This is a genomic window from Mediannikoviicoccus vaginalis (genome assembly GCF_928097925.1).
GTDB lineage: Bacteria > Bacillota > Clostridia > Tissierellales > Peptoniphilaceae > Mediannikoviicoccus > Mediannikoviicoccus vaginalis.
In genome coordinates this window covers 1897539-1918484 of sequence record NZ_CAKMRI010000001.1, presented here as the reverse complement: position 1 = coordinate 1918484, position 20946 = coordinate 1897539, and the positions used below count along the sequence as shown (strand labels likewise).

Here is a 20946-nt window from a genome sequence, read left to right as displayed (position 1 = left end):
CTTCTCCTTATAAAAAATAGTCTAAGTCTCTTGGTCTTCTGAAAAGTCTTATGTCTTTCCAATGTGAAGGTAATAAGTTTCTATATGGATAATTTTGAAATCTGTCGTCTATTAAAACGCAGTCTCCCCTGTCCTGTGCCGTTCTTATAACACGACCAGAGGCCTGACACACCTTGTTCATGCCAGGGTAGATATAGGCATATTCAAATCCTCTTTTGCCCTTTTCGTCATAGTAGTCTTTAATCAAATCCCTCTGTGTAGAAATTCCTGGAAGACCAACGGAAACTATTCCAACTCCCTTAAGCCTTTCTCCCGCTAGGTCAATTCCTTCTGAAAAAACACCACCAAGCACAACAAATCCCACTCTATTTGACTTTTGTGTAAAGAGACTTAAAAATTCCCTTCTTTCTTCTTCCGTCATAACTCTATTTTGAACTGCAATGTCTTTATCACTTTTATCAAATCGATTATAAATCTCTGTCATAAATTTATATGATGGAAAGAAGAGCAAAAAGTTTCCATCTCTATTTACATATTTTTCTAATACCTTCGTAATTTTGTCGTAATTTTTTTCTCTGTCTAAATATCTCGTTGAAAGTGGTACTATGCCCGCTTTAAAATAGTCGGGATTAAATGGTGATGGAAGTTTCAGTCTATAATACGCCGAATCTTTACATCCAAACACATCCACATAAAAGTCCATTGGTGACAATGTGGCTGAGAAAAATACCGACGACTCTGCTCGCTTCAATATGTTTTTTAATATTGGCGAAGTGTCTAAACAGAGTAACTGCATAATTCTATCATCTTCCTCTGTTCTAATCAAGGTTCTGTAGTTATCTGCATAGTAGTCGGTTATTCTAGAAAAATGTTTAAGTGTAAAATAATTTTCTAGAATTTTATCATAATTTGGCGCTTCTTTTTCTTTTGACAAAAACTTCTCCAACATTCGAAGGGTTATCTCTAAATCGTCTAAAAAATTTATGTTAATATACTCTTCTACAACTTCCGTGGTTTTGTTGTTAAGTTTAAAACTCTCTAAGTACTTTATAAGCTCTTCAATTTGCTTAATTATTTTTACATGCTTTTCTTCAAAAAGCTCTGTCATTTCCCGAAGGCTGTTTAAAGAAAACTCCGCCGAGTACATGGACCTTGCTCTATCTACAAGGTTATGTGCTTCGTCAATTAAAAAAGTATAGCTTTCAACTGTTACATCAAAAAACCTCTTTAAGTACACCGCTGGGTCGAAGCAGTAGTTGTAGTCACAGATAATTAGGTCGGAGAAGTTTGCCATATCAAGTTGAAACTCCATGGGACAGACTTTATGCTTTCTTGCATATGACAGTATGGTTTCGGTGTTAAGTACATCTTCATTTTCATATATGTCAAATATGGCTTCGTTAACTCTGTCAAAATGTCCCTTTGCATATGGACAGTCCTTGGGATTACATTTTATTTCGTCATTTAAACAGATTTTTTCCTTTGCAGTAATGGTTAGTGTTTTAAGTTCCAGTCCTCTATCCATTAGTCTAACCACCGCTTTGTTGGCTTCCTCCTTTGTTGTGGAGCGGGCGGTTAAGTAAAATATCTTGTCTGTCAATTTATTTCCCAGTGCCTTTATTGAAGGAAACACTGTGGACATGGTCTTTCCTATTCCCGTTGGCGCTTCTACAAAGAGTCTACTCTCGGTAGAAATTACATTGTAAACTGCAACTGCAAGTTCCCTCTGTCCCTTTCTATAAACTGGAAATGGAAATGTGGTGGACTTTATCTTCTCGTCCCTCTTCTTTCTAAACTCAACTATCATAATTGAAAAGTCTAAGTATAAATCAAGCAAGTTTAAATAGAACTCCTCTAGTTCAAAAAATGAAAAGTTTTTTACAATTCTCTTTATTTCACTATTTTCCACATTGTAGTAAGTGAGTTGCAAATCTATATTTGAAAGTTCTTCACGAATGCAATAAAAATATCCGTAGCACTTTGCCTGTGCCCAGTGTAGTGGGTTTGTATTATATTCTAGTTCCTTTAAAGGCCTTGTGGTAGACTTTATCTCGTCAATAAGCGCGTGGTCACCCTCTCTAAAAATTCCGTCAGCTCGCCCCTCCACTTTAAAAAGCAATTCCTTATGAAAGGTTTCGTTTACTAGACGAACCTCTTTTTCATAATTTTTGCCATATTCCTTTTGAAGCTTCTGATGAATTCTTTGACCTTCCTTTAGTCTACCTCTGTCGGTAAAGGAGTTGTCAATATCTCCACTTCTCATAACAAATTCTATTAAACCCCTAACGGATAACTTAAAATCTTCCATGTTTCCACCAAAAAACCTTCAACTTTTAAATTGAAGGCTCCCTATTTATCTTATTGAACTGTTCCAACTTTCCCTTATAAATTTTACGATATCCCTATCGGTTCGTTTAGGGTAATCATAACCTAAAACTTCTCCAACCTCTAGGCCTGCCTTTCTAAATAGCATGCATGCATTAAAAAGTGCCGTCCATAGTTCCTCAGCCTTTGGAGATGGATATACTTCCATAAACTTTTCATAGTGTTCCTTTTCTAGATAGGTCTTAAATGACTTAAAGCTTGGCCCAATGTTTACTGCAAAATCATATTTAGAACCGATATAGTAACAGGTCATTAAATTTAATTCATGTCTTAATTTGTCGAATAATATTGAAGAATAGAATAAATCGGATCTATTAATTGCCTTTGTTATGGACACAGCCTTTATAAAAAACTCATTACAACATTGTAAAAATTCTTTTTGTGTTGGCTTTAGCTGTCTATACTTTGCATCGGTAATCTTTGCATTTGCAACAAGAGAACTCTCTTTATCAATATGAACCTTACACAAACTGTCGATGTTGATATAGGACTGCAAGTCTGTGTTTTTCATAAATGTAAAGTCCACTTTTGTTATGTCAGGAAGTATTACAATATATCTTAATACATTTCCAAAGTGGTTGTTCATCATGTTTAAGCCCTTTTTTTTATGAAATATAACACCATCTTCAATAAGCTCTTGAAAAGCTTCCAACAGAGCAATCTCATTAAGATCCTTTACTCCAATTATTATTTTAAAATCCGGCATGTCATCTTGTCTTAGTGAGAGATTCATTCTTCTACCGGTTTCTAAAAGTGCTGTTAAGTTTTTATCTCCAAGAACTACACGCATCATGTAGCTCATTAAATTTTCTTTATTCATAATCACACCTTTTTCATATAGCTATCTTTATTTTAAATGATAAGCACAATTTAATCAAATAAAAAAGCGTTATGATTATTGATATTTCAAAGAAAAACAGGAACCTTTTAAGGCTCCTGTCCATTAAGAAAATCTATTAATATTTTTAAATCATTCTGTTCATCTTCCATATACTTTGTTGAAACCTCTATGGAAGGAAGTTTAATGTCCCTGTCTTCAAGAATTTTAAAAAGCTCTTCCATGTAGACGCCCCTCTGTCCTGAAATAGAACAGGTTGGACTTTCATTTATACCAATGATGCCAATAATTTTGTAGTCATTTTCCAAATACTTTTTAATATTTTCATAAACCTTGAGTGCCTCTTTTTGACACTTCTGTCTAAAGCCTTCAAGGGCATCGTATTCATCGTAGTTCATCGGTTTTCTAGATGGTCCTAAGAATTCAAACTCTGGACAAATCATCTGATGAATACCAATATCTCTTTTTATGATTTCATAAATTATTTGGTTGTAGCCACCCTTGGCCCTGGCCAGTGGCTCCACCACTGTGTTTTGATTTAAAATACAATGACATAAAAACACAATACGTTTTTCTCTTTTGTCCATTAAGATTTTATTCCCTTTCTTATCTTAGGTAATGTTAGAGTAACTATTACACATGTTAATACCTTATCCACGATATTGGATGCAATTCTTGGGAGGAAGGCTGCTGAAAAAATTGTACTTCCGCCTTGTTTTAAAGCTGTAAAGAATACATCATTAAAGTCTCCTGTTATTCCACCGTAAACATAAACTGCAATTGGTGTTCCTATTAGAGGTGCAACTACAGCTAAGAGAAGTCCTGTTATAATAGCAGTCTTTAAATCAAATTCGTGTTTTCTTGCAATAAGACCAACCACTAGACCTATTGCTATGTTAACCAACGCAAATGGCAAGTCCTTTGGGTTTTTAGTCACTGCCAACAGTACATTTGATAGACCTCCTATGACCATTCCCCAAACCGGTCCAAACCATACGGCGCCAAAAACAGTACCTATGGTGTCCATAAATAGTAGCGGAATTTTTAATGCTCCTACTACAAATCCCATAACAATGTTTAGCACCACAAAAAATGCGGACATGACCATTTTTCTCGTACTATTCGTTTTATCCATAACTTCCTCCTTTTATTTAATATTCTTAAGAATAGTATAACTTATTTTGGTAGTTTGTAAAGTGCCATGTTGAAACTATTTGTTATTTTTTCGTTAATTTTTTCAATTTAGTTTAATATCTCACAAGTTTTATGATATAATGATTTCAATTTCAATTAATTTGAGGGGAGAAAAATGAAAAAGTTAAGAAAGAATTTTACGGTTCTCTTAGGTGTACTTATTTTTATTAATTTTTTATTCACTTTTTCCAATGCCATTGAGGTGGAAACCGACGGCGTATTTAGAGTTGGAATGGAAGTTAATTATGCACCTTTCAATTGGACCCAAGTAACGGAAGAAAATGGGGCTTATGAAGTTGTAAATAGCCCAGGTGAATTTGCAAACGGATATGACGTGGAAATGGCAAAGCGAATTGCCGACGGTCTTGGTTTGAAACTGGAAATTGTAAAGATTGAGTGGGACGGTCTTATTCCTGCACTGCAATCTGGAAAGATTGATGCAATAATTGCAGGTATGTCACCAACTGAAGAAAGAAAAAAGGAAATAGACTTTTCTTCAAACTATTACACTTCAGATTTAGTAATTGTAATAAAGAAGGGTTCTGAGTTGGAATCTGCAAAATCTTTAAAAGATTTAAAGGGAGCCAAAATATCAGGACAGTTAAACACATTTCACTATGATGTAATCGATCAAATTGAAGGGGTTAATAAGCAAGAGCCTATGGATACCTTCTCCACTTTGATTTTAAATACAAAGACATCAAAGATTGACGGATATGTTTCTGAAAGGCCGGGAGCACTTTCTGCAGTAACTGCAAACAAAGATCTTACTTTTATAGACTTTGACGAAGGTGAAGGTTTTGAAGTAGATCCTGAAGACACTTCAATCGCTGTTGGTCTTAGAAAAAACACAACTCTTACTGACGATGTAAATGAAGTTCTTGACAGCATCTCTGAAGATGATAGACAGGAGATAATGGCTGAGAAAGTTAAGTTGCAAACTTCTGAAAATAGCGAAAGAGATACTTCTTTCTGGGAAGATGTAACTTATATTTGGAATAACTACAAGCCACTATTTTTCAAAGGTATTGGTGTTACACTTGCCCTTGCAGCAGTAGCAACTACAATCGGATTTCTAATAGGACTACTAGTTGCCACAATAAAGAGTTTAAAAGTTTCTAAGGACAACAAGGTTAAGTATGTACTAAAGAAGATAGTTGATTTTATTTTATCTTGTTACATTGAAATTTTTAGATCCACACCGATGATGGTTCAAGCCATTTTATTCTTCTATGGACTACCATATTTGTTTAACATTCATACCGATGCAACACTAACTGCATTTGTGGTTGTTTCCATAAACACCGGTGCATATCTTTCTGAAGTTGTGCGTGGTGGAATAAACTCCATTGACGAGGGACAAAGTGAAGGCTGTAAGGCCCTTGGTATGACCCATGGTCAATCAATGAGATATGTAATACTACCTCAAGCTATTAAAAACATAATACCTTCCATAGGTAACGAGCTTGTTGTAAATATAAAGGATACTGCAGTTCTTTCAGTAATCTCTGTAACTGAACTATTCTTTATGGCAAGATCTGTATCAGGAACTACTAACAAATACTTCCAAACCTATGTAATAGTACTTATAATTTACTTTGTAATTACTTTTGCAATGACAAGACTGATAAGATTAATTGAATATAAATTGTTTAAGCAATCAACCTTTAACCTTTCATCAGTTACTGGAGGTGAAAATTAATGAGTACAATTTTAGAATTAAAGCATTTAAAAAAGAACTTTGGTCAAATCGAAGTTTTAAAGGATGTTAATTTAAAAATAGAAAAGGGCGAAGTGGCTTCCATAATCGGTCCATCTGGTTCTGGTAAGTCCACCATGCTAAGATGTATAAATCTTCTTGAAGAGCCTACCGGTGGCGACATACTATACCATGACAAGTCCATTCTTACAAAGGGATATGACCTATGTCAATATAGAAGCAGGGTTGGAATGGTATTTCAAAGTTTTAACCTATTTGAAAATATGACGGTACTTGAAAACTGTATCATCGCACAGGTAAAGGTTCATGGAATTAATAGAGATGATGCTTCAAAAACTGCACTAAAATATCTTGAATCCGTTGGAATGTTAGATAGAAAGGACGCAAAGCCTTCACAGCTTTCCGGTGGACAAAAACAGAGAGTTGCCATAGCAAGGGCTCTATGTATGAATCCTGAAGTGCTTTTGTTTGACGAACCAACCTCTGCGCTGGATCCACAACTTGTAGGTGAAGTTTTAGAAGTTATGACAGACTTGGCTAAATCTGGAATGACCATGATTGTGGTTACCCACGAAATGGATTTTGCCAGGGATGTTTCAAATAGAGTCTGCTTTATGGACAAGGGTGTAATTGTAGAAGAAAATAGCCCACATGAACTTTTTGAAAATCCAAAGGAAGAAAGAACAAAAGAGTTCTTACAAAGATTTATAAAATAGGAGGAATATGAGTAATTTCATACTTTTTGATTTAGATGGAACTATAACCGACTCTGGAGAAGGAATTAAAAACGCAATTAGGTATACAATTAAGGAACTTGGCCTTAAGGACGAAAGTGACGAAGTGCTTAACACTTTTATTGGTCCCCCTCTTAGCGACTCTTATAAAAGAGTTTTTTCACTAGATGATGAAGAAGCTAAAAAGGCAGTTACCACTTATAGAGTTTACTATAGCGACAAGGGCAAGTTTGAAAATAGATTATACGATGGAATAGAATATGTTTTGAAAAATCTTAAAGATGACGGAAACCACCTTCTTGTTGCAACTTCAAAACCGGAAGTCTTTGCAATAGAGATTTTAAAACACTTCGATGTTTATAAATACTTCGACCATGTTGCTGGAGCAAGTCTTGATGGCAAGATTAGTCACAAGACCGACGTCATAAGATATTGTTTAGATAATTATGATTGTGAAATTTCTAAAGCCTATATGGTTGGTGATAGAAACTACGACATTAACGGTGGCAAGCACTGGGGCCTTAAGACCATTGGTGTAAGTTATGGCTTTGGTGATAGAAAAGAGCTTGAAGATGCAGGCGCCGATTATGTAGTTGATAGCCCTATGGAAATTCTTGATATTTTCAAATAAAAAAAGGGGTTTCCCCCTTAATAATATACTTCTATTAAATATAGTCCTGCCGCTGATATGGTAGGTCCCGCCGACGTTCTGTCGGCTTTTTTTATTGCATTTTCAAGCCAAACTAAGTCTCTCTTTCCCCTTCCAACTTCGTGTAGTGTGCCAACGATTATTCTAACCATATTTCTTAAAAAGGACTCCGCCTTTATGTCGAAGATAAAGTCATCTCCATCTTGAACTATCTCAAGGCTGTCTATGGTCCTCATGGTGTTTATAGGTTCGTCAGGTTTTGAATTGGTAAAGGACTGAAAGTCGTGGTGACCCACTAAAAGTTTTGCCCCCTCCCTCATCTTCTCTAAGTCGAGACTGTGAATAGTATTTCCCTTGTAGTTTCGATACATTGGATGCATTAGCCTGTCTGTATTTAAAATATATCTGTAGTGCTTACCTTTAGCAGAAAACCTAGAATGAAAATAGTCATCTACTTCTTCAACCTTTGTTATAAGTATCTCGTCCCCTGTTAAAAATGAATTTAGTCCTCGTCTAACATTATCCTCAGTGTAGTTGTCAGCAACTTGAAAGTTAAAGACCTGCCCATAGGCATGAACCCCCTTGTCGGTGCGCCCCGCTGTGGCAAGTCTAACATCCCTATGCATAACCTTGTCTATGGCCCTTAGTATGCTTCCTTCAACGGTTCTATATCCATCCTGTTTTTGCCAACCATAATAGTTAGTACCATCATAGGCTACGGTTATCTTCATATTCTTCATATGAAAATCCTTTGAAGGATGTATAATCCTAAGAAAATTGTTATACATACCATTGTTATATAATCTTTTTTGTCGTACTTAAGCGCATTAAGTCTAGTCCTTCCCTCTCCACCATGATAGCATCTCGCCTCCATGGCAGTCGCAAGTTCATCAGCCCTCTTAAATGAATTTATAAATAGAGGAACTAGCAGTGGAACTAAATTTTTTGCCCTTTTGATTATATTTCCCGATTCAAAGTCTGCACCCCTTGCTGCTTGTGACTTCATTATCTTTGTTGCTTCGTCAAATAGTGTTGGAATAAATCTAAGGGCAATTGTCATCATCATTGCCAGTTGATGGCTTGGAAAACCGATTTTTGAAAGGGGCTTCATTATGGATTCAAGTCCATCTGTAAGTGCAATTGGCGATGTGGTTAGGGTTAGTAGAGAACTTGATGTAACTAAAAAAATTAATCTTAGCGCCATAAAGCTTGCAAACTCTATGCCCTGTCTTGTTATATTAAATATCCAAAACTTAAACACCACTTCTCCCGGTGTTGCAATTATATTTATGAAAAAGGTCAAAAGTATTATAAACCTAAGGGACTTTATTCCATTTAAAAGTAACCTTGCGGGAATTTTTGAATTTCTAATCACAAGTATAAGTACAAGGGCCAGTGGAATATACATGTATAAGTCCTTAACTATAAATATTGAAATCAAAAAAATTGTCAGCCCATATATCTTAACCCTTGGATCAAGTCTGTGAACGAAAGAATTTCCCGGATAATACTGACCTAATGTAATATCTTTTAACATTTGGACCTCCTAAGATACTCTTTCAAAACCAACTCCGCCTCTTCAACCGTAAGCACATCCGTAGGTATATCCATTCCCTTTTCCTTAAGCTTAATCATAAGCTCTGTGATTTGAGGAACATCAAGTCCTATCTCCCTTAGCTCTTTATGTCTTGAAAAGATTTCCTTTGGCTTTCCATCCATTAAAATTTCGCCATGTTCAAGCACCACAATTCTATTTACAAGTCTTGCAATCTCTTCCATGCTATGGGATACAAGTATGATGGTCATATTTTCTTCCTTGTAGAGATTATTTATATTTCTTAAAATTTCATCTCTACCCTTTGGATCAAGTCCTGCTGTTGGTTCGTCTAGCACCAAGAACTTCGGTTTCATTGCAAGAACTCCTGCAATGGCGGCCCTTCTCTTTTGTCCACCTGACACATCAAAGGGAGAAACTTCTTTAACCCTTTCAAAGTCCAGGTCAACCATTTCACATGCCCATTTGACTCTTTCGTCAATCTCTTCTTCACTGCATCCAAGGTTTCCCGGTCCAAAGGCAATGTCTTTGTAAATCGTCTCTTCGAACAGTTGGTACTCTGGATATTGAAAAACAAGGCCCACATTTTTTCTTATGTTCCTCTTGTTCTGTCCATCTTCCTTAGTGTTTATGCCATCCACGATTACGTCTCCAGAAGTTGGCAGACTTAGGGCGTTTAGATGTTGAACTAATGTGGATTTACCAGAGCCAGTGTGGCCGATAATACCGATAAATTCATTTTCTCCAAATTTTAAATTTATATTTTTCAGCGCCACCTTTTCAAAGGCGTTACCTTCGTTGTAAATATGTGAAACATCTTTTAATTCTATTTCCATAACGCCTCCACCATCTCTTCTACAGAAAGTATATCCTTTGGTATATCAAAACCATCTTGATTAAGTCTATATGCAAGTTCTGTTACCTGTGGCACGTCAAGACCATTTGACTTTATGGTTTCAAATTCTGAAAAGACTTCCCTAGGCTTACCCTGCATGACAATTTCACCTTCGTTAAACACAATAACCCTGTCCGCAAGTATGGCCTCGTCCATAAAGTGAGTTATTAGGACAATGGTCCTTCCTCTTTCATTTAGCTTGAGCATTGTGTCTACGATCTCTTTTCGTCCCAGTGGATCAAGCATGGCCGTCGGCTCGTCCATCAGTAAGCAATCTGGGTCCATGGCAAGAATTCCTGCAATGGCTATCCTCTGCTTTTGTCCTCCCGAAAGTAGTGCAGGTGAATGTCTCTTATAGTCACTCATCTCCACTATTTCAAGGGCTTCGTCAACTCTATGTCTAAGCTCTGGCATAGGAACTCCTAAGTTCTCTGGACCAAAGGCAACGTCCTCTTCAACTATTGTTGCAACTATTTGGTTGTCAGGGTTTTGAAACACCATGCCACATGTCTTTCTTATTTCAAGAAGATGATCTTCATCTGTGGTCTTAAGTCCCTTTACTCTTATTTCGCCTTCCGTTGGCGCCATCTGTCCATTTATAAGTTTTGCCAAGGTGGATTTACCTGAGCCATTATGTCCGAGAATTGCAACAAACTCTCCCCTTTTTACATTCAAGTTTACATCTTTAAGGGTAAGTTTTTTCGCTTCATCCTCGTACTTAAAGCTCAGGTCCTTCACCTCAATTAAAATATCATCCATTCATTCTTCCTTAAGCGTATTTTGCTCTCTCTCCACCAATTAACTTAGGTCTTACCCTTGCCCCAGATACAGTCGTCTCTCCAATTTTATTTGGATTAAGTCTTACGGGCACACAAACATGTTTCATGTGCATACCAATCATGGTTTGCCCTATGTCCATGCCATAGTCCGCCTTTATAAACTCTACGCATACAGGGTCTTTCATAAGTTTGTACACTTCTGTTGAAAAAGATCCGCCAGCTTTCTTTTGAGGAACTACTGAAACTATTTCAAAACCATACTTTAGTGCACATTCTCTTTCAATCACCAAAGCTCTATTTATATGTTCACAACACTGTGCCGCTAAATAGAGATTGTTTTGTGATGTTAGTTCAAGCATTGTTGATGCCACAGTATGTCCCACATCTAAGTTTGAGTTTGTTCCTATTCTTGAGCCTACAATTTCACTTGAAGAACATCCTACAACTAAAATTTTTCCATCTTCAAACTTACTTTGCTCTTTTAGTGATTCAAATGCATCGGTTAATTGTTGTTTTAAATTATCCATTTTTTCCTCCTCATTCCAAACTCTTAATAATCTTACGATAAAAAAGCCGAGCACAAGGCCCGGCATTTTATTCTTCTACAGTTTCAGCTTCTTCTAATTCAGTTATTTCTGCAACTGGATTATCTTCTTCAGCCATACCTTCGTAGTCTATTTTTATTGAATTGTATAACTTAACACCTGTACCGGCAGGAATAAGTTGACCAATTATTACATTTTCCTTTAGTCCCAATAGATTGTCTTCCTTGCCCTTGATTGAAGCTTCTGTAAGAACTCTTGTAGTCTCTTGGAAACTTGCTGCAGACAAGAATGATTCTGTTGCAAGAGATGCCTTTGTAATACCAAGAAGTATTCTTGATGCTTCTGCAGGCTCTTTACCTTCCTCTTCAAGTCTTTCGTTTTCAATTTCGAAGTCTCTTAGATTAACCATTGATCCTTCAAGGAATTCTGAATCGTTAGACTTTTCTATCTTAACTTTAGAAAGCATTTGTTTTATTATAATCTCAATGTGTTTGTCATCTATATCAACACCTTGTAGACGATAAACTTTTTGAACTTCTTTGATTATATAGTCTTGAACACCTTCAGTACCCTTAACATCTAGAATGTCATGAGGATTTACAGAACCTTCTGTTAGTAAGTCTCCGGCTTTAATAAAGTCGCCTTCCTTTACTTTTATTCTAGCTCCGTAAGGAATATTGTATATCTTTTCCTCTCCGTCTTCTCCAGATACTAAAATGTCATGACGTTTTTTGTTATCCAATATGGAAACTTTACCGTCAATTTCAGTTATATAAGCAAGTCCCTTTGGCTTTCTAGCTTCGAAAAGCTCTTCAACTCTCGGAAGACCTTGAGTTATTCCAACTCCTGCGATACCACCAGAGTGGAAAGTTCTCATTGTAAGCTGAGTTCCCGGTTCACCAATGGATTGAGCTGCAATTATACCAACGGCTTCTCCAACATTAACAGGCTTTCCTGTTGCAAGGTTTCTACCGTAACACTTAGCACAAACTCCATGTTTACACTTACATCCAAGAACAGATCTTACCTTTACTTCCTTTACGCCTGACTGTCTTATCTTTTCAGCCAAGTCTTCAGTTATAATTTCGTTCTTTTGAACGATTAACTCTCCAGTTTCAAGATTCAATATGTCTTCAAATGCAGTTCTACCAGTAACTCTTGACGCCATGTCTTCGATAAGTTCCTTGCCTTCCATAAAGTCCTTTGCAACGATATATCTATCAGTTCCACAGTCGTCTTCTCTTACTATAATATCTTGAGACACGTCTACTAGACGTCTTGTCAAATATCCTGAGTCCGCAGTTCTTAAGGCTGTATCAGATAGACCCTTTCTAGAACCGTGGGTGGATATAAAGAACTCTTGTACTGAAAGACCTTCCCTAAAGTTTGCCTTTATAGGAATTTCTATTGTCTTACCTGATGCTGAAGACATAAGCCCTCTCATACCTGCCAACTGACGAATTTGGTTAGTTGAACCTCTGGCTCCTGATGTAGCCATGATTGCAAGGTTGTTTCTAGGATCTAGGTCCTTTAAAAGTGCTTCTGTAACTTCATCAGTAGTCTTGTTCCAAATATCTACAACGAAATCATGTCTTTCGTCTTCTGATACAAGACCCTTTCTTAAAAGTTTTTCATATTTATTTACTTCAACATCTGCCTTCGCAAGGATTTCATCCTTTTCTCCCGGTACAACTACGTCAGACATTGAAATTGTTATTGCTGCTATTGTTGAGTATTTATATCCTGTTGCTTTGATATAGTCAAGAAGTCTTGCAGTTTCAATATTGCCATGCTTTCTGAAACATCTGTCAATTATATTTCCTAAAGTCTTCTTGTCTACAATCTTGTCAACTTCAAGTGAATATAGATCTGACTCTCTATCCACATATCCTAAGTCTTGAGGAATACCACTGTTGAAAATAAATCTACCAACAGTTGACTTAACTAGCTTTCCTCTATCATTTTCACCTTTTTTAATCCTTACTTTAACAATGGTGTGCATGTGGATAATCTTGCTTTCATAAGCTCTAATCATCTCATCATAGTCACTATAGCATCTTACTTCTTCTTCCTCGTCACCATCATAAGTCAAGTAGTAAGCTCCAAGTACCATGTCCTGTGAAGGAGTAGTAATAGGCTTTCCATCCTTTGGTGCCAATATATTATTGGTTGACATCATAAGAAGTCTTGCTTCCGCTTGAGCTTCCACTGAAAGTGGTAAGTGAACCGCCATTTGGTCACCGTCGAAGTCAGCATTATATGCAGTACATGCCAGTGGGTGAAGCTTAATAGCCTTTCCTTCCACAAGAACTGGCTCAAATGCTTGAATACCAAGTCTGTGAAGTGTGGGCGCTCTGTTTAGAAGTACAGGGTGGTCCTTAATTACTTCTTCGAGTATATCCCAAACTTCGTCGCTTTCTCTTTCCACCATTTTCTTTGCGTTTTTAATGTTATGTGCAATGTCCTTAACTACAAGCTCTCTCATTACGAAAGGCTTAAATAGTTCAAGTGCCATTTTCTTTGGTAGACCACATTGATAGAATTTCAAACTTGGACCAACAACTATTACAGAACGTCCTGAATAGTCAACACGTTTACCAAGTAAGTTTTGTCTAAATCTACCAGTCTTTCCTTTAAGCATGTCGGAAAGTGATTTTAATGGTCTATTTCCAGGTCCTGTTACAGGTTTTCCCCTTCTACCATTATCTATTAGAGCATCCACCGCCTCTTGAAGCATTCTCTTTTCATTTCTTACGATAATGTCCGGTGCCCCAATGTCCAGTAGTCTCTTTAATCTATTATTTCTATTTATAACTCTTCTATAAAGGTCGTTTAAGTCTGATGTTGCAAATCTTCCACCTTCAAGTTGAACCATTGGTCTTAAATCCGGTGGAATTACAGGAATTACATCAAGAATCATCCATGAAGGGTCGTTTCCCGATTCTAAGAATGCATCTACAACTTCAAGTCGTCTAAGAATTCTAACCTTCTTTTGTCCTGTTGCATCTTCTAACTCTTCCTTTAAATTTTCGTATTCCTTATTAAGGTCTACGTTTAAAAGAAGTTCCTTAACAGCTTCAGCTCCCATGCCCGCTCTAAAGTCCACACCTTCTGTGTATCTTTCACAAGCTTCCATGTATTCATACTCTGTTAAAAGCTGTTTGTTGTACATATCGGTGTCCTTTGCGTCAATTACAACATATGATGCAAAGTAAAGAATCTTTTCAAGGGCTCTTGGACTCATGTCCAGTAAAAGACCCATTCTTGAAGGAATTCCCTTAAAGTACCAAATATGTGAAACCGGTGCAGCAAGCTCTATATGGCCCATTCTCTCACGTCTAACCTTGGACTTGGTAACTTCAACTCCACACTTTTCGCAGACAACGCCTTTATATCTCACTCTTTTATACTTTCCGCAGTTACATTCCCAGTCCTTTGTAGGTCCAAAAATCTTTTCGCAGAAAAGTCCTTCTTTTTCCGGTTTTAAAGTTCTATAGTTTATAGTTTCAGGTTTCTTAACCTCTCCATAAGACCACTGTCTAATCTTTTCTGGAGAGGAAAGACCTATTTTCATTGAGTCAAAAGTAATTAATTCTTCCAAAGAGTATCTCCCTTCTTAACTCAGTTCTAATTGTCTTCGTCTTTTTCTATAACGGAAAATCCTAATTCGTCGGTTTTCTTAGACTCTTCAAAATCATTTATAATTTGTTCGCCCTTTTCATATTCCACAGAATTAAAATCTAATACATCGTCAATATTTTCCTTGATTTCAACTTCTTCGTGACTGTTGTCAAGTAATTTTACATCAAGGGCAAGAGATTGTAATTCCTTTATTAATACCTTGAATGATTCAGGTATACCTGGCTCAGGAATATTTTCTCCTTTGACAATGGCTTCATATGTCTTAACACGGCCAATAACATCGTCTGATTTAACCGTTAAAATCTCTTGAAGGGTATGAGAAGCTCCATAGGCTTCAAGTGCCCAAACTTCCATCTCTCCAAATCTTTGTCCACCGAACTGTGCCTTACCACCAAGTGGCTGTTGCGTAACAAGTGAGTATGGCCCTGTTGAACGAGCGTGAATTTTCTCGTCAACTAAGTGGTGAAGTTTCAACATATACATATATCCTACGGTTACTGGGTTATCAAAAGCTTCCCCAGTTCTTCCGTCTCTAACTCTTAGTTTTCCATTTGTAGGATAACCCGCTTCACTAAGTGCATCTAGAATGTCTTGGTCAGATGCCCCGTCAAATACCGGTGTTGCAACCTTCCATCCAAGCTTTTTAGCTGCAAGCCCTAAGTGAACTTCAAGTACCTGTCCAAGGTTCATTCTTGAAGGTACCCCAAGTGGGTTTAACACTATTTGAATTGGAGTTCCATCATCAAGATATGGCATGTCTTCAACTGGTAACACTCTGGATACAACCCCTTTATTACCGTGACGACCACACATCTTGTCCCCAACTTGTATCTTTCTCTTTGTTGCTACATAAACTCTTACAACCTGATTAACTCCTGGTGAAAGCTCATCTCCATTTGCTCTTGTGTAAACTTTAACGTCAACGACAATTCCAGTTTCACCATGAGGTACCCTAAGAGAAGTATCTCTAACTTCCCTAGCCTTTTCACCAAAGATTGCCCTTAGAAGTCTTTCTTCTGCAGATAGTTCAGTTTCTCCCTTTGGAGTAACTTTACCAACTAGAATATCTCCACTGGTAACTTCTGCACCGATACGAATAATTCCCCTATCATCAAGGTTCTTTCTCATATCTTCTCCAACATTTGGAATATCTTTAGTTATCTCTTCAGGTCCAAGTTTTGTTTCCCTCGCTTCACTTTCGTGTTCTTCAATGTGAAGAGAAGTCAATACGTCATCTATAACAAGTTTTTCATTTAATAACATGGCGTCCTCAAAGTTATATCCTTCCCATGTCATAAATGCAATTAATATATTTTTACCAAGGGCTATTTCTCCAAGTTCTGTACTTGGTCCGTCGGCAATAACATCGCCGGCTTTAACAACTTGATCCTTCTTTACAATAGGTCTTTGATTCAAAGTTGTGCCTTGGTTTGATCTTTTGAATTTTAAAACTTTGTAGTATTCTACCTTTTTATCTTCGTCCCTAGTGATTTGAATTTCATCACTGGAAACCTTAGTTACAACTCCGTCAGACTTTGCAACTATAACAACTCCAGAGTCCTTTGCAGCTCTATGCTCTATACCTGTTCCGATAACCGGAGCTTCAGTCTTTATTAGAGGAACTGCTTGTCTTTGCATGTTTGAACCCATTAGCGCTCTAGTGGCGTCGTCGTTTTCCAAGAAAGGAATCATAGCTGTACCAACAGATACAATTTGTTGTGGACTTACGTCCATGTAGTCAACTGTATCTCTAGGATAAATATCATTTTCTCCATAGTAACCACGACCTAAAACCCTCTCATTTACAAGATATCCATCTTCATCAATCGGTTCATTTGCTTGAACGATAATGTGAAGGTCTTCTTGGTCCGCTGTTAACTTATGAATTTCGTCAGTAACTCTACCATTCACTACCTTTCTATATGGAGTTAGAATAAATCCATATTCATTAAGACTTGCATAGGTAGTCATTGAAGTTATAAGTCCAATGTTTGGTCCTTCTGGAGTTTCAATTGGACAAATTCTACCGTAGTGAGAGTCGTGAACGTCCCTTACATCGGCCCCAGCTCTATCCCTTGAAAGACCACCAGGTCCCAGTGCAGACATTCTTCTCTTATGAGTAAGCTCTGCAAGAGGATTTGTTTGGTCCATGAATTGAGAAAGCTGTGAAGAACCGAAGAACTCCTTAATAGAAGCCACTACTGGTCTAATGTTAATAAGTGCTTGAGGAGTTGCAAGGTCTGGGTCTTGTGTAGACATTCTCTCCTTAACAACTCTTTCCATTCTTGAAAGACCAATTCTAAATTGATTTTGTAAAAGTTCGCCAACGGCTCTAACCCTTCTATTTCCAAGATGGTCTATGTCATCAACACTTCCCACACCTTGGAATAGATTAAATTCATAAGATATACTTGCAAGAATATCATTTAGAGTTATATGCATTGGAGAAAGTTCTTTCACAGACTCCTTTATTGCATTATATATATCTTCATCAGTTTCATTTTCTTCCAAAATTTCTTTCATCTTAGGATAATAAACTTTTTCAGAAAGTCTTAAATCTGAAACATCCACACTAAGATCAAAGGCTTCAAGACTTACAAATCTGTTACTAATAACTCTAACAGTTTCTTCCCCAGCCTTTATATCAAGGAAGTAAATACCTGCATTTTCAATTTCTTCAGCAAGTTCAGAAGTTATAAAGTCACCTTCAGATCCAAGGATTTCTCCAGTCTCTTCATTAACCACATCAGTAGCTAAATAGTGACCAGTAACTCTGTCAACAAGTGAAAGTTTTTTATTGTATTTATATCTACCAACCTTTGCCAAGTCATATCTTCTTGGGTCGAAGAACATATTGTTGATTAAAGGTTCAGCAGATTCAAGAGATGCGGGATCTCCCGGTTTTAGCTTTCTGTAAATTTCAAGAATAGCTTCCTCTCTAGTCTTAGAAGATTCCTTTTCCAAAGTTACATTAAGCTCCTTAGTATCACCTAAAGCTTCAATCATCTCTTCATCAGTAGGGTATATTAATGCCCTTAATAAAGTGGTTACAGGAAGTTTTCTAGTCCTGTCTATCCTTACACTAATCACTCCGTTAGAATCAGTATCATATTCCAACCAAGCACCTCTGTTAGGTATTACAGTTGATGAAAATAGCTTATTACCTGACTTGTCAATCTCTTGTGCAAAGTAAACCCCTGGAGATCTAACAAGCTGGCTGACAATAACCCTTTCGGCACCATTGATAATAAAAGTACCACTATCTGTCATCATAGGGAAATCTCCCATGAATACCTCTTGTTCCTTTACCTCTCCCGTGTCCTTATTAATAAGCCTTACCTTTGCCTTCAAAGGACAAGAATAGTTTGCGTCCCTATCCTTAGCCTCTTGTTGGGAATACTTTGGAGTGTCTTCCAAATAATAGTCAACAAATTCAAGTACAAGAGAACCTGCATAGTCAGAAATAGGACTTATATCGTCGAAAACTTCTCTAAGCCCCTCTTCTAAAAACCAGTTATAACTGTCCTTTTGTACTGCTATTAAATTTGGAAGATCTTGAACTTTTTGAATACGAGAGTACGTAACTCTTTCAGTAGTTCCATACTGTTCTTTGTGCATTAGCGATCCACCTCTCTATGATTAAAAAGACCGATAAGTATGTAAAATATAAAAATATAGCATACTTATCCATTTTCCAATATTACATTCTAGTATTGTAACATAAAAGAATATGAAAATCAACAATAATATTATTAAATTATTATATCACACCACGCCACTTGTAGCGATGATTTTAAGTAATTAAATTTTTTTCCTACATTATAATAAGAGTTAAATAATAATAGCTAAGACTGCAAGATTAATGAATAAAAAAACACACCGACATTAAACTTAGTCGATATGTTCTGCAGATTTCTTCAATTTTTTTATATTTTTCCCTTGCCACTTTTTAATATTTTTTATATAATCAAGGTATGTGGTGGCAAGTCCACCTACCTGATTAACCTGGAGAGTTTTTACTCTCCTTTTTGCGTTTTATCTACTTTTTCAACAACTTTTTTATTTCTTCGATTGCTTCTTCTTTACTTTTTGATAACTTTATTATCGTGATTATCATTTCTAAAACCTTGTTGAATTGTTCGTTTGTCATTCCATTTTCTTCCATTCTCTTCCCCCTTATCTGATTCTTAAATATTCTTATGTAATTATATTAAAGCCCTCTTCTCCACAATCGTTAACACTTTTTGACTTGTTTCTAATATTTCCTATTCGTTTCCCGTTTTTCCTTTAAAATTTTTATTTTCTTTTTTTAAAATTTCCTCTAATTCTTTTATATCATCAAGGCTTTTTGCGTGATATCTTGCGAAAGACCTTGCTGAAGAGTTAGAGCTGCTATACCTATTTCTTTTTTATTTTTTCGGTCTACCTTTAGCTTGCCATTCTTTGATACTCTGATGTCTAGAAATCTTTTTCAATAAAGTCATCTCTTTACTGTACTTTTTTTAGTTTTTTTGTTATACTTGTATTGAGTAGTGAGGGGCAGGGCTTATATAAGCCCTAACTCCTTTAGAGTTAATAGAAGTGCCAATATTTGGACTATTAAATTAATCATTGCAGTGATTAATTTAATATATAAAGTCCATTTTTTGGGACTTCTTTTTTTTATCTTTTTTACTACTCATTTTTATCACCCCTGCGCATGCAGGAACAATTTTCTTATCTAGTTCCCTATCTATTGCCCATTGGGATCACCCCTGCGTGTGCAGGAACAATTTGTCTCTTTCGATTAGTAGAGGTTGAACAACAGGATCACCCCTGCGCATGCAGGAACAACGTTAATAGAGCAAATAAAAAAGCTTCGTAAAATCGTGCATGAAATTACAAAGCTTGCTCTAGAGATAGGAACTCTACTGAGCATCATAAAATTAATAGCAGATTCCTTTTAAGAAATGAGAGGTTTCTCCTCTAAAGGGTATTATATATCAAACTCATTTAAAAGTAAATTAAAAAAATAGGATTACTACTACATATACAGGAACGATACAGAACAATCCTACTTAGTTATTGTAAAACTAGGATCACCCCTGCGTGTGCAGGAACAACAAATCTTTTGGTCTACACGACTTTAGACGTACAGGATCACCCCTGCGTATGCAGGAACAATTTCCATTGATATACTCCTCATAGTCTTTTGTAAGGATCACCCCTGCGCATGCAGGAACAACTTACAACGAATACAACGTACAATAATGAAAAACGGATCACCCCTGCGCATGCAGGAACAACAAGTGAAAATGCGAGAAGAGCTGCACAAGCACGGGATCACCCCTGCGCATGCAGGAACAACTGCCACAATTCAGTTCCTGTCCCTTTTCCAGCGGGATCACCCCTGCGCATGCAGGAACAACACGGGGCAAGTGGTAATCATACTGACAATATGGGGATCACCCCTGCGCATGCAGGAACAACTTAGACGTGGAGAAAAAGGTACGGTGGCAGTTGGGATCACCCCTGCGCATGCAGGAACAACAAGCGTATCCATCTCAGCTTCCTTAGATTCATAGGATCACCCCTGCGCATGCAGGAACAACATCCTAAAAGAAAGAGGAACGATAGAGGCTTAAGGATCACCCCTGCGCATGCAGGAACAACTTATATCATAACTTGGCCAGTAGATATGCAATGGGATCACCCCTGCGCATGCAGGAACAACCTTCTGACCATCTTCTATAAATTTCTTCAAGTGGGATCACCCCTGCGCATGCAGGAACAACACATTCTGCATTGCTAAAGGTTTCAATTATCTGGGATCACCCCTGCGCATGCAGGAACAACATCTTAAAGCTTCTTTTTTTGCTATCAAATTTTAGGGATCACCCCTGCGCATGCAGGAACAACGATATTTGATTGTCCTTTTTTTTGATATCTCCAGGATCACCCCTGCGCATGCAGGAACAACTGACCATGGGGATTTAAAACGTTCACCGATAGGGGATCACCCCTGCGCATG

The 20946-nt window shown here is 37.0% G+C and carries 15 protein-coding genes and 1 CRISPR repeat array (1 of these 16 cut by a window edge); of the genes, 3 read left to right on the top strand and 12 right to left on the bottom strand.

All coding sequences use genetic code 11. From position 1 onward, the window contains the following. Positions 1–7: 7 nt before the first annotated feature. The 4 genes from L6651_RS09005 to L6651_RS08990 form a co-directional block, all read right to left on the bottom strand. Positions 8–2308, bottom strand: coding sequence for an ATP-dependent DNA helicase (locus L6651_RS09005; protein WP_237037592.1), 2301 nt, complete (start codon positions 2306–2308; stop codon positions 8–10). A gap of 45 nt (positions 2309–2353) precedes the next feature. Further along, the gene (locus tag L6651_RS09000; protein WP_237037591.1) at positions 2354–3205 is read right to left on the bottom strand and encodes an aminoglycoside 6-adenylyltransferase; all 852 of its coding nucleotides are present in this window, start codon (positions 3203–3205) and stop codon (positions 2354–2356) included. A 107-nt stretch (positions 3206–3312) separates the two neighbouring features. After that, positions 3313–3810, bottom strand: coding sequence for a CD3072 family TudS-related putative desulfidase (locus L6651_RS08995; protein ID WP_237037590.1), 498 nt, complete (start codon positions 3808–3810; stop codon positions 3313–3315). Next, entirely contained in the window at positions 3810–4358 is a 549-nt protein-coding gene (locus L6651_RS08990; protein ID WP_237037589.1) for a CD3073 family putative ECF transporter S component, read from the bottom strand. Before L6651_RS08990 ends, L6651_RS08995 begins: the two co-directional genes overlap by 1 nt. A 174-nt stretch (positions 4359–4532) precedes the next feature. Between L6651_RS08990 and L6651_RS08985 the strand changes: the two genes are divergently transcribed. Genes L6651_RS08985 through L6651_RS08975 form a run of 3 tightly spaced genes read left to right on the top strand, consistent with a single transcriptional unit; the run spans position 4533 to position 7502 of the window. After that, positions 4533–6119 (top strand): ABC transporter permease subunit, encoded by a 1587-nt coding sequence (locus tag L6651_RS08985; RefSeq protein WP_237037588.1) that lies wholly within the window; start codon positions 4533–4535, stop codon positions 6117–6119. Beyond that, positions 6119–6853 (top strand): amino acid ABC transporter ATP-binding protein, encoded by a 735-nt coding sequence (locus L6651_RS08980; protein WP_305067689.1) that lies wholly within the window; start codon positions 6119–6121, stop codon positions 6851–6853. The genes L6651_RS08985 and L6651_RS08980 overlap by 1 nt, the downstream gene beginning before the upstream one ends. A gap of 7 nt (positions 6854–6860) precedes the next feature. After that, the gene (locus tag L6651_RS08975) at positions 6861–7502 is read left to right on the top strand and encodes an HAD hydrolase-like protein (RefSeq protein ID WP_237037587.1); all 642 of its coding nucleotides are present in this window, start codon (positions 6861–6863) and stop codon (positions 7500–7502) included. A 17-nt stretch (positions 7503–7519) separates the two neighbouring features. On the opposite strand, the gene truA is transcribed toward L6651_RS08975, so the two are convergent. From truA to L6651_RS09390, 8 genes are all read right to left on the bottom strand, one after another. Then, entirely contained in the window at positions 7520–8260 is a 741-nt protein-coding gene (gene truA / locus L6651_RS08970; RefSeq protein ID WP_237037586.1) for a tRNA pseudouridine(38-40) synthase TruA, read from the bottom strand. Beyond that, positions 8257–9057 (bottom strand): energy-coupling factor transporter transmembrane component T family protein, encoded by an 801-nt coding sequence (locus L6651_RS08965; protein WP_237037585.1) that lies wholly within the window; start codon positions 9055–9057, stop codon positions 8257–8259. Before L6651_RS08965 ends, truA begins: the two co-directional genes overlap by 4 nt. Beyond that, a complete protein-coding gene (locus L6651_RS08960) occupies positions 9051–9911 on the bottom strand; it encodes an energy-coupling factor transporter ATPase (protein WP_237037584.1) in 861 nt (286 codons plus the stop codon). Before L6651_RS08960 ends, L6651_RS08965 begins: the two co-directional genes overlap by 7 nt. Further along, entirely contained in the window at positions 9902–10729 is an 828-nt protein-coding gene (locus L6651_RS08955; RefSeq protein WP_237037583.1) for an energy-coupling factor transporter ATPase, read from the bottom strand. The genes L6651_RS08960 and L6651_RS08955 overlap by 10 nt, the downstream gene beginning before the upstream one ends. Before the next feature lie 10 nt (positions 10730–10739). Beyond that, positions 10740–11276 (bottom strand): TIGR01440 family protein, encoded by a 537-nt coding sequence (locus L6651_RS08950; protein WP_237037582.1) that lies wholly within the window; start codon positions 11274–11276, stop codon positions 10740–10742. Between the two features lie 67 nt (positions 11277–11343). Then, positions 11344–14895: a DNA-directed RNA polymerase subunit beta' gene (rpoC, locus tag L6651_RS08945; protein WP_255784858.1), complete on the bottom strand. Its 3552-nt coding sequence runs from the start codon at positions 14893–14895 to the stop codon at positions 11344–11346. 26 nt (positions 14896–14921) lie between these two features. Next, a complete protein-coding gene (rpoB, locus tag L6651_RS08940) occupies positions 14922–18554 on the bottom strand; it encodes a DNA-directed RNA polymerase subunit beta (RefSeq protein ID WP_237037581.1) in 3633 nt (1210 codons plus the stop codon). A gap of 421 nt (positions 18555–18975) precedes the next feature. Continuing rightward, the gene (locus L6651_RS09390; protein ID WP_255784857.1) at positions 18976–19101 is read right to left on the bottom strand and encodes a hypothetical protein; all 126 of its coding nucleotides are present in this window, start codon (positions 19099–19101) and stop codon (positions 18976–18978) included. 910 nt (positions 19102–20011) lie between these two features. After that, a CRISPR array of direct repeats spans positions 20012–20946; the repeat unit is 28 nt; unit sequence GGATCACCCCTGCGCATGCAGGAACAAC (it continues 193 nt past the right edge of the window).

Bases quoted from the DNA above. Each gene is read 5' to 3' on its own strand.
- L6651_RS08995 (WP_237037590.1), bottom strand. From the start codon at position 3,810: ATGGACAAAAGAGAAAAACGTATTGTGTTTTTATGTCATTGTATTTTA.
- L6651_RS08965 (WP_237037585.1), bottom strand. From the start codon at position 9,057: ATGTTAAAAGATATTACATTAGGTCAGTATTATCCGGGAAATTCTTTC.
- rpoB (WP_237037581.1), bottom strand. From the start codon at position 18,554: ATGCACAAAGAACAGTATGGAACTACTGAAAGAGTTACGTACTCTCGT.
- truA (WP_237037586.1), bottom strand. From the start codon at position 8,260: ATGAAGAATATGAAGATAACCGTAGCCTATGATGGTACTAACTATTAT.
- L6651_RS08950 (WP_237037582.1), bottom strand. From the start codon at position 11,276: ATGGATAATTTAAAACAACAATTAACCGATGCATTTGAATCACTAAAA.
- L6651_RS08955 (WP_237037583.1), bottom strand. From the start codon at position 10,729: ATGGATGATATTTTAATTGAGGTGAAGGACCTGAGCTTTAAGTACGAG.
- L6651_RS09390 (WP_255784857.1), bottom strand. From the start codon at position 19,101: ATGGAAGAAAATGGAATGACAAACGAACAATTCAACAAGGTTTTAGAA.
- L6651_RS08980 (WP_305067689.1), top strand. From the start codon at position 6,119: ATGAGTACAATTTTAGAATTAAAGCATTTAAAAAAGAACTTTGGTCAA.
- L6651_RS08990 (WP_237037589.1), bottom strand. From the start codon at position 4,358: ATGGATAAAACGAATAGTACGAGAAAAATGGTCATGTCCGCATTTTTT.
- L6651_RS08960 (WP_237037584.1), bottom strand. From the start codon at position 9,911: ATGGAAATAGAATTAAAAGATGTTTCACATATTTACAACGAAGGTAAC.
- L6651_RS09000 (WP_237037591.1), bottom strand. From the start codon at position 3,205: ATGAATAAAGAAAATTTAATGAGCTACATGATGCGTGTAGTTCTTGGA.
- L6651_RS08975 (WP_237037587.1), top strand. From the start codon at position 6,861: ATGAGTAATTTCATACTTTTTGATTTAGATGGAACTATAACCGACTCT.
- L6651_RS09005 (WP_237037592.1), bottom strand. From the start codon at position 2,308: ATGGAAGATTTTAAGTTATCCGTTAGGGGTTTAATAGAATTTGTTATG.
- L6651_RS08985 (WP_237037588.1), top strand. From the start codon at position 4,533: ATGAAAAAGTTAAGAAAGAATTTTACGGTTCTCTTAGGTGTACTTATT.